Here is an 8,801-nt window from a genome sequence, read left to right on the forward strand (position 1 = left end):
TCGGAACCGTGACGACCGAGTACAGCGGGGCCGGCGATCCGCGGCGCAGCCTGGAGCTCCTCTGGGGGGTCAGGGAGCGCCCGCGCCGCGGCCCGAAGCCCCGGCTGACCGCCGAGGAGATCGTCCGGACGGCGATCGAGGTGGCCGACGCCGCGGGCCTGGACGCCCTGTCGATGCGGCGCATCGCCGACGCGCTGGGCGTGTCCCCGATGTCGATCTACACCTACGTCCCGGGCAAGGCCGAGCTGATCGACGTGATGGTGGACCGCGCGTTCGGCGAGCTCACACCGCCGGAGCACGACTCCTGGCGGGCCCGGCTGGAGCACATCGCCCGCGACAACTGGGACCTGTTCCACCGCCATCCCTGGCTGCTGCAGATCACCATGACCCGCCCGCCGATGGGCCCGAACACGATCGGGAAGTACGAGTACGAGCTGCGCGCCGTGGACGGCCTCGGCCTCACCGACCTGGAGATGGACTCGGTCGTCGCGCTGGTCACCGGGTTCGCCGAGAGCGCCGCCCGCACCTCGGTCAACGCCGCCGAGGCCGAGCGCCGCACCGGCATCAGCGACGAGCAGTGGTGGGAGGCCAGCGCACCCGTCCTCGACCGGTTCGTGAACGAGGCGGACTATCCCGTCGGCACGCGCGTCGGCACCGCCGCCGGGCAGGAGTACCAGGCCGCCGTCGCGCCGGCCCGCGCCTTCGAGTTCGGCCTGGCCCGCGTCCTGGACGGCATCGAGGTGCTGATCAGGTCCCGCTAGCCCGCTTGGTCCGCTTCGTCGGGAGGGCCCGCGCCGGGTCCTCGGGCCAGGGGTGCCTGGGGTAGCGGCCGCGCAGCTCGGCCCGCACCGCCCGGTAGCCCTCGCGCCAGAACGACGCGAGGTCCGCGGTGACCGCCGCGGGACGGCCCGCCGGCGACAGCAGGTGCACGACCAGCGGTACCCGCCCGCCGGCCAGTCGCGGCGCCGCGTCCCACCCGAACAGCTCCTGCAGCTTCACCGCGAGAACGGGCCGCTCACCCGAGTAGTCCACCCGGATCCGGGACCCGGACGGGACCTCGATGCGCTCGGGCGCGTACTCGTCGAGCCGCTTCGCCTGGTCCCAGGGCGGCAGGCCGCGCAGCATCGCCGCCACGTCGACCCGCTTCAGGTCGGCGCGCCGCCGCGCACCCGCCAGCCATTGCGGGACGAGGTCGAGCAGCGCCGCGTCGTCCACGGCCGGCCACGGGTCGCCCAGCGCCTCATGGAGGAACGCCAGGCGCTCCCGCAGTGCGGTGGCCGCCCCCGTCCAGTTCAGCAGGCCGAGCCCCTCGGCGCGCAGGCCGTCCAGCAGCGCCGCGCGCACCCGCTCCGGGTCGGGGTCCCGCAGCGGTGCCGCGGCCAGCTCGATCGCGCCGAGCCGCTCGACCCGCCGCGCCACCACGTCCCCGTCGCGCCAGGCGATCTCCTCGGCGGTCGCCAGCAGCGGCGCCGCCGCGAACCGGGCCACCTCCTCGTCGATCACCACGGCCTGCCGCACCCGCGCCGACGCCGCCCCGGACGGCCGGTCGGCCGCCGCGATCGCCAGCCATTCCGGCCGCGCCCCGGCCAGCGCCGAGCCGTCGGCGAGCACCGCGCCCGTCCCGGACGCCATCAGGTGGCCGCTCCCCCGCCGCGCCCGCGCCACCCGCTCCGGGAACGCCAGCGCCACCACGACCCCGGCCACGGCGTCGTCCCCCTGCCGCGCCCAGGTGTCCGGGGCCGCCTCCCCGGCCGATCCGCCGGCGTGCGCCGCCCGGCGGAGGCGGCGGACCTCGTCGCGCCAGCGGGCGGCGTGGGCGTCGGCGGGCCGGCCCGGACGGCGGAGGGCGCGCCAGGCGGCGGTGAGGTCGTCGCCCGCGGAGCGCGGCGGAGGCTCGGACAGGAGGGCCACGATCTCGGCGGCGGCGCGGGAGCCGACCTCCGGGGCGCCGTCGACCAGGGCGCGGGCCAGGCGGGGGTGCAGCCCGATCCGGGCGAGGGCGCGGCCCCTACCGGTGACGCCGCCGGTGACGCCGCCGTCCTCCATCGCACCGAGGGCGCGCAGGACGGCACGGGCGGCGTCCAGGGCGGCGGGCGGCGGCGGGTCGAGCAGGGCCAGGCCGCTCGCGCCGGGGTCCCCCCAGCAGGCGATCTGGAGCGCGAAGCCGGTGAGGTCGGCCAGCTCAATCTCGGGGCGGGGCCGGGCGGGCAGGCGCTCGTGCTCGGCCTCGGTCCAGCAGCGGTAGACGGTCCCGGGCGCCTCGCGTCCGGCGCGTCCCGCCCGCTGCCCGGCGGTGGCGCGGGACGCGCGGACGGTCGCCAGGGCGCCGAGGCCGCGGGCGTGGTCGGTCCGGGGCTCGCGGGCGAGGCCGCTGTCCACCACCGTCCGGACGCCGGGGACGGTGAGGCTCGACTCGGCGACGGAGGTGGCGAGGACGACGCGGCGGCGCCCGGCCGGGGCGAGGACCGCGTCCTGCACCGCCGGAGGCGCCTGCCCGTGCACCTGCAGGACCTCGGCCGGGACGTCGCCGATCATCCCCGCGACGCGGGCGATCTCCCCGACACCGGGCAGGAAGCACAGGACGTCGCCGTCCCGCTCCGCCAGGGCGCGGCGCACCGTCGCGGCGACGTGCCCGAGGAGCGCCGGGTCGACCCGCATGCCGTGGGGCGGCACGACGGGGCGCGGCGGCGGCGACCAGACCGTCTCGACGGGATGGAGCGCGGCCGCGGTCTCCACCACGGGGGCGTCCCCGAGGAGGCGCGCCCAGGGGCCGGTGTCGGCGGTGGCGGACGCGGCGACCAGGCGCAGGTCGGGGCGCAGCGCCGCGCGGACGTCCAGCAGGAACGCCAGCGCGGTGTCGGCGTCCAGGTGCCGCTCGTGGCACTCGTCCAGGATGACCGTGCCGACGTCGGCGAGCTCCGGGTCCGCCTGGAGGCGCTGCAGCACGACGCCGGTCGTGACGACGTCGACGCGCGTGCCGGGGCGGCTCTCACCGCGGACGGTGAGGCCGACCCGTCCGCCGACCCGCTCGCCGAGGAGCCACGCCATGCGGCGGGCCGCGGCGCGGGCGGCGAGGCGGCGCGGTTCCAGGACGAGGACCTTCCCCGCCCCCGGCGGGCCGCCGAGGGCGAGCCCGGCGAGCGCGAGCGGGACCAGGGTCGTCTTCCCGGTGCCGGGCGGCGCCGCCAGCACGGCCGCGCCGCGCTCGTCCAGTGCCGTGCGCAGCGCCGGGACGGCGTCCCGGACGGGTAGGCCCTCGGCGTCGCTGATGTGCATCCGACAAGTGTGCCCGCACCGGGACGCGCGGTGCGTTCGGTAATCACCCGTGCCGGAAAAGCGACCAGAATGAAAAAGGCTCCGAGCGTTGCGATGGAAGTTGCACCGTGCCTTTCAGCCATTCATAGCGGCACTGCAGGAGTTCTCCCCAGGAATCGCTGGTCCAACCACCGGAGAATAGGAGGTAGGCAATACTCTCTGCACCGTCACTTGCTTTTCCGTTTGAGGAACGTCACCTTGCGAAGTGTGGCGACAATGCCGTCCCCATCCCCATAATGAAGCCGTCATCGCAGGGTGTTGGGAGGGTCTCATGATCGGCAGCTCCATCTACCTGAGGGACCGCGCCGCGTTCACCGGTGGTTCGCCACAGGCGGTATACGAGGACCTCTGGCAGCGCGGCCGAAAGGGCAGACTGCGGACCCGCGCAATTCTGGCGGCGGCGACGCTCATACTGTGCGGGCTGCTCGTCAACGCCGTTTTCGGAATCCTGATGGCGGTTCTGGTGGCGTCCGCGGACGCGTACGTCCATTGGCGCGTTTACCACGCGGCCAGCGTGTGGCGCCGCGGGCTGCGCGGCGAGCAGCGGATGAACCGGCTGCTGCGCTACACCCTGGAACGGCGCGGCCACCGCGTGCTGTACGAGCGGACGGTCCCCGGGCACGGGCAGGCCGACCAGCTGGTGTTCGGGCCGGGCGGCGTCTGGCTGGTGCACAACGAGGCGTGGCATCCGGACGCGGAGATCTCCCGGCACGGCGGCCGGCTGTTCATCGACGGCCGCACCCAGTCCGCGCTGGTCCGCGGGCTGACCGCGCGGGCCGACGCCGCCGCCGAGCTGATCTCGCGGGTCTCGGAGGTGCCGGTGAAGGTGACGCCGGTGCTGGCCGTGCACGGCGGCAAGATCGCCAGGTCGCCCTTCGCCGCCGACGGGATCGTGTTCGCGCCGCCGCTGAAGCTGCTCCGCTGGATGAGCCGCAACCCCACCGCCGACTACTCCCCCGACGAGGTCGAGTCGATCACCAGGGCCGCCGTCCGCGCGCTCCCCATCGGCGGGCGCAGCACGCCCCCGGCGGCCGCCGCGTGATCACCCCGCACCCCGCGGACACCGGACACCTGTGGCCGGAGGGCTCACACGCCGCCGCCCACAGGGCGCCCACCGCCCGTTTCGGGCCCGCCACCCTTGCGGGCGGTGCGGCGCAACCACAGCAGGCCCACGATCGGGAGCACCAGCGGGACGAACCCGTAACCGCGCCCGTAGGCGGACCAGACGGTCTCGTCGGGGAACGCCGCGGAGTCGGCGAGGCTGAGCGTCCCCACGATCAGCACGCCCGCCAGTTCCGTGGCGCAGGCGGCGACGGCGACCCGGAACGACGTCCGGCCGCCGAGGCCCAGCGCGACCGTCGCCACGACATAGACGGCCGCGGCGAACGCCGACAGGGAGTAGGCCAGCGGCGCCTCGGCGAACCTGGTGGCGATCTGCACACCCGCGCGCGCACCGGCCGCGAGCGCGAAGATCCCGTAGACGGCGACCAGCACCCGGCCCGGCCCGCCGGCGGTCCCGGGACGGGCGGCGCCGCCCGTGCGGGCGCCGGCGCCGGCGCGGGCGCCGCCGCCCGCACGGGCCCCGCCGGGCCGCTCGCGGGGCTCCAGCCCCTCCGAGTCGGGCCGGCCTGAGTCGGGCCGGTCTGAGTCGGGGCGGGCGGGGCCGCGCGGGTCGGGGTCAGCCACCGGTTCCGCTCCACAACTGGTCCAATCGGACGATCATGACGGCGACGCCCAGCCCGGCGATGACGATCACGCCGGAGCCCCAGCGGGTGCGCTCCAGCAGCCCCCATCCGGCGCCCGCGAGCGGGATCAGCAGGCTGGCGAGCAGGTAGCCGACGAAGGTGGCCGAGCTCGCGGGCCCCTCGTCCCCCGCCAGCTTGACGAACCCGACGACGGCCTGCGCCACCAGCAGGAGCTCCAGCACGCCGAGCGAGATCAGCTGCCCCAGGTCCATCGCCCGGTTGCGCAGCGCCGCCACCAGCGCGTAGCCGGCGGTGAGCACCGCCGCCACGATGATCACTACGGTGAGGCCGTTCGTCACGGCACGAGAGTACTACCGCGCGTAGAGGACCGCGGAACCGCGCCCGCCGCCCCGGGGGCATGGCAGCATGGCGGGCGTGGACGCGCTGCACTGGCTGACCATGACCCGGCACGGCGAGAGCACGGGCAACCTCGCCTACCAGGCCGTGGCGGGCACCGACGCCGAGGAGGTCGGCATCCCCGAGCGGGACGCCGACATCCCCCTGTCGGACACCGGCCGCGCCCAGGCGGCGAGTTTCGGCCGCTGGCTCGCCGCGCTCCCCGAGGACGAGCGCCCGACGCTGGTCGTCTCCTCCCCCTACGTCCGCGCCCTGGACACCGCGAAGATCGCGCTCGCCCAGACGTCCTACGCCGCCCCGCGGGATCCGGAGGGGCTGCGGCCGAAGGTGGACGAGCGGCTCCGCGACCGCGAGCAGGGCGTCCTGCAGGGCCTCACCGGCGCCGGTGTCGAGCGGCGGTTCCCCGAGGAGGCCGAGCGGCTGCGGCACCTCGGCAAGTTCTACTACCGGCCGCCCGGCGGGGAGTCGTGGGCCGACCTGGCGCTGCGGCTGCGCAGCTTCTACCGCGACCTGGCGGCGGCGGCCCCCGGCGGGCGGGTGCTGGTCGTCGCGCACGACGCGATCGTGGTGATGACCCGCTACCTGGTGGAGGAGCTGACCGAGCAGGAGATCATGGAGATCGAGAAGGAGTCGATCGCCAACGCCTCGGTGACCCGGTGGCGGCGGAACGGCGCGAGCCTGCGGGCCGTGTCCTACAACGACCGCACCCACCTGGTCGACGAGGGCGCCTGACCCGCACGCCGCCCCGCGGCGGCCGGATCACGGCCGCTACGCCTCGCCGTCGAGGAGGCGTTCGCGGCGCGAGGCGACCGCGGCCAGCCGCGGATCGCCCGGCGGCAGCACGGCGCGGAGCCGCTCCAGCACCTCCAGGTCGGCGCGGCCGGGCTCGGTCTGGGCGTAGGTCCACAGCGCGTCGGCGCCGCCCCGGTCGAGCGCCAGCCGCCGCACCCGCACCGCCAGCTCGTCGCGTTCGGCGCGGATGGCGGGCGCGTCGGACCGGGGCAGCAGCTCGCCGGTGTACAGGCGCACGGCCCCGGTGACGTCGCCCTCGTCCAGCATCCGCCGCACGGTGAGGAAGTCGGCCTCGACCGCGCACCCGAGCCGGTAGGGGCGGGCCCGGACGATGCCGCCGAGCTGCTGGCGGAGCCGGTGGATCTCGGGCCGGACGGACGCGGGGCTGCCGTCCTCTCCGTACAGGCACAGCGCCAGCCCGTCCCCGGTCAGCCCCCGGGGATGCAGGGCGAGCGCGGCGAGGATCTCGGCATGCCGCAGCGCCGGCTGGACCGGGCGTCCGTCCAGATGCGCGTACGGGCGGTCCTCGCCGAGGAACGACAGCGTCAGCAGCGGCCCCTCACCGGCGGGGAATCGCGCCGCCGCGTCCCCGGCCGGGGATCGGCCGCGGGACGGCGGGCGCGCCCCCGGCCGCCCCCGCGTGACCTGCGGGCGCAGCAGGAACGCCTCGCCGAGCGGTTCGGCGACGGCGGTCCGTCCGTCGGGCAGCGTGAGCGCCCGTCCCGGCTCGGGGACGCCGACGCGCCGCCCCCGCCAGTTCTCCGGGTACGGGCCGGCCGGGGCCGCGAGGATCCGGCCGGTGGCGGTGACGAGCACGCCCGCGTCCCGCAGCCCCCGGAGGTACGGCAGGAGCCGCTCGCGCAGCCGCTCGTCCCGCTGCCGCATCTCGTTCTCCAGCCGCGACTCGGCGAGCCGCGCGGCGGCGGCGACGAGCGCGACCGTCGCCGGATGCAGGGCCCGCGCGGTCGCGCTGACGTCGACACAGCCGATCACCCGTCCCGAGTCGGGATGGGTGATCGGGGCGCCCGCGCACGACCAGCGGTGCAGGACTTGCGCGAGGTGCTCGGAGGCGTACACGTACTCGGGCCGCCCGGACGCCAGCGCGGTGCCGATGCCGTTGGTGCCGACGGCGTCCTCCGACCACCGGAACCCCTCGGCCAGCCCGATCGCCTCGGCGTCGCGCCGCGCGGCGGGCGGGCCCTGCATCCACAGCACGTGCCCCGCGCCGTCGGTGATCACCATGAGGTGCTCGGTCTCGTCGGCGACGCGCCGCAGCAGCCCCTCCAGCATCGGCAGGTGCCGTTCGAGGGGGTGGGCGCCGCGGGCGTCGGCGAGCGCGTCCCGGTCGAACACCAGCGGCGCCGCCGCCACCGCCGCGTCGACGCCGGCGTCCCGGGAGCGCCGCCACGACTCGGAGATCGGCGGCCGCACGGCCACAGGTTTTCGCGCCACCATGGGTGAACCCTCTTCGTTGTCGACGGGACCGCACGGCCGGCACCCGGCGGACGGCTTGCGACGCACAGGGCTCTGGCGACCTCGCCGGATGAGACGGTTCGATCCCTTCCCCGGGCCGGACCCCGGCCCGTCCGAGGATCGGCGAACGGCGGGGGGCGGCGCAACCGATTCCGGGTATCCCGCCAACCCGAATCAACCACCGTGCGTGACCGAATCATCGCAACGTGCATGCAACCCCGGGATGCGTACCGTGGCCCGCGCCGGAAGCCGACGGGTCGGCCTGTGGGTTCCGCCGTTCCGCACGCGTCCGGGGGGAAGCGTGCGGAACGGCGGGCCACCGGCCTTACGGGAGGACGAACGAAGCATGCTCTGCCTGACCTGTCACCGCGTCCGCCCGGCACTGAGCCGGGCCGACTACACCGCCGAACGAGCCTGGCTCATCGTGCGGCGGGGCCTGTGCACGTGCAGCGGGACGCCGCCGCACCCGACACGCCCGGCGGTCGCCCGAAAACACGCGCGGACGACCCGATGAACGCCCTGGTTCACACAATGTTCAGGTGCTTTTCGCCTAGGGTTTAGGGAGGCATATTCGAGCGGTTCCTGGAGGGAGCGCCATGACCGTGATCCCGGGTCTCGTCCGCCGCGCCGCCGCCGAGGCGGAGCGCCAGCTGCGCGAGGGCGCGAGCCTCCTCGCCAGACTCGGGCGGGATCTGGAACGGTCGGCGGAGGCCTGGCGCCTGCTGCCCTCCTACCTTGAGCGTGTCACGCTCCTGGAGCAGGCAGTCCGGGACCAGGACGCCGAGCTGCGTGCGCTGCGCGCCGAGCTCGACTCGCTGGTCGGCCAGCTCAACGACCGGCTGCTCCCGCGCATCGACGAGCGGATGGACGACAACGAGCGCGACGTGGCCGCCGTCGCGACCAGCCTGATCCGCACCGGCCGCGACAGCGCCGTGCACGGCACCCGGCTGGCGGCGGCCGAGCGCCGCATCGGCGACCTGCGCGCGAGGATCGCACAGCTGGAGCAGCGGACCGGCCTGTGGCGCGACCTCCAGGCCACCATGGCCCGGTTCGGCGACGACCTCGACGCGGTGCGCGCCCGGATGGCGCTGCGCCCCGCCGAGCCCCCGTCCGACGCCC

8 protein-coding genes are annotated in these 8,801 nt (G+C 75.9%); 4 read left to right on the forward strand and 4 right to left on the reverse strand.

Going from position 1 to position 8,801, the window contains the following annotated elements:
• Nucleotides 1-8: 8 nt before the first annotated feature.
• Nucleotides 9-761: a TetR/AcrR family transcriptional regulator gene (locus E1289_RS07310; protein ID WP_131976626.1), complete on the forward strand. Its 753-nt coding sequence runs from the start codon at nucleotides 9-11 to the stop codon at nucleotides 759-761.
• Here the strand turns inward: E1289_RS07310 and hrpB are convergent.
• Nucleotides 748-3,276: an ATP-dependent helicase HrpB gene (hrpB, locus tag E1289_RS07315; RefSeq protein WP_131976628.1), complete on the reverse strand. Its 2,529-nt coding sequence runs from the start codon at nucleotides 3,274-3,276 to the stop codon at nucleotides 748-750. The two genes, E1289_RS07310 and hrpB, sit on opposite strands and share 14 nt — an antisense overlap.
• A gap of 310 nt (nucleotides 3,277-3,586) precedes the next feature.
• On the opposite strand from hrpB, the gene E1289_RS07320 reads away from it, so the two are divergent.
• Complete coding sequence (locus E1289_RS07320; RefSeq protein ID WP_243712675.1) at nucleotides 3,587-4,357, forward strand: nuclease-related domain-containing protein; 771 nt, start codon at nucleotides 3,587-3,589, stop codon at nucleotides 4,355-4,357.
• Nucleotides 4,358-4,401: 44 nt separating this feature from the next.
• Here the strand turns inward: E1289_RS07320 and E1289_RS07325 are convergent, their stop codons facing one another.
• Nucleotides 4,402-4,809, reverse strand: a complete 408-nt coding sequence (locus E1289_RS07325) for a hypothetical protein (RefSeq protein ID WP_131976646.1) — start codon at nucleotides 4,807-4,809, stop codon at nucleotides 4,402-4,404.
• A 184-nt stretch (nucleotides 4,810-4,993) separates the two neighbouring features.
• Nucleotides 4,994-5,359 carry a hypothetical protein gene (locus E1289_RS07330; protein ID WP_131976630.1) on the reverse strand — a complete coding sequence of 122 codons (366 nt, stop codon included), beginning with the start codon at nucleotides 5,357-5,359 and terminating at the stop codon, nucleotides 4,994-4,996.
• Between the two features lie 67 nt (nucleotides 5,360-5,426).
• Here E1289_RS07330 and E1289_RS07335 point away from each other — a divergent pair, with 67 nt between their 5' ends.
• On the forward strand, nucleotides 5,427-6,149 hold the full coding sequence (locus tag E1289_RS07335; RefSeq protein ID WP_131976632.1) for a histidine phosphatase family protein: 723 nt from the start codon (nucleotides 5,427-5,429) through the stop codon (nucleotides 6,147-6,149).
• A 36-nt stretch (nucleotides 6,150-6,185) separates the two neighbouring features.
• Here the strand turns inward: E1289_RS07335 and E1289_RS07340 are convergent, their stop codons facing one another.
• Nucleotides 6,186-7,640, reverse strand: coding sequence for a GAF domain-containing protein (locus E1289_RS07340; RefSeq protein ID WP_243712676.1), 1,455 nt, complete (start codon nucleotides 7,638-7,640; stop codon nucleotides 6,186-6,188).
• Nucleotides 7,641-8,278: 638 nt separating this feature from the next.
• Between E1289_RS07340 and E1289_RS07345 the strand changes: the two genes are divergently transcribed.
• Nucleotides 8,279-8,801: hypothetical protein (locus E1289_RS07345; RefSeq protein ID WP_207928840.1), on the forward strand; the 523-nt coding region annotated here is incomplete at its 3' end.

Source organism: Actinomadura sp. 6K520, from assembly GCF_004349245.1.
GTDB lineage: Bacteria > Actinomycetota > Actinomycetes > Streptosporangiales > Streptosporangiaceae > Spirillospora.

Bases quoted from the DNA above. Each gene is read 5' to 3' on its own strand.
- hrpB (WP_131976628.1), bottom strand. From the start codon at position 3,276: ATGCACATCAGCGACGCCGAGGGCCTACCCGTCCGGGACGCCGTCCCG.
- E1289_RS07320 (WP_243712675.1), top strand. From the start codon at position 3,587: ATGATCGGCAGCTCCATCTACCTGAGGGACCGCGCCGCGTTCACCGGT.
- E1289_RS07335 (WP_131976632.1), top strand. From the start codon at position 5,427: ATGGCGGGCGTGGACGCGCTGCACTGGCTGACCATGACCCGGCACGGC.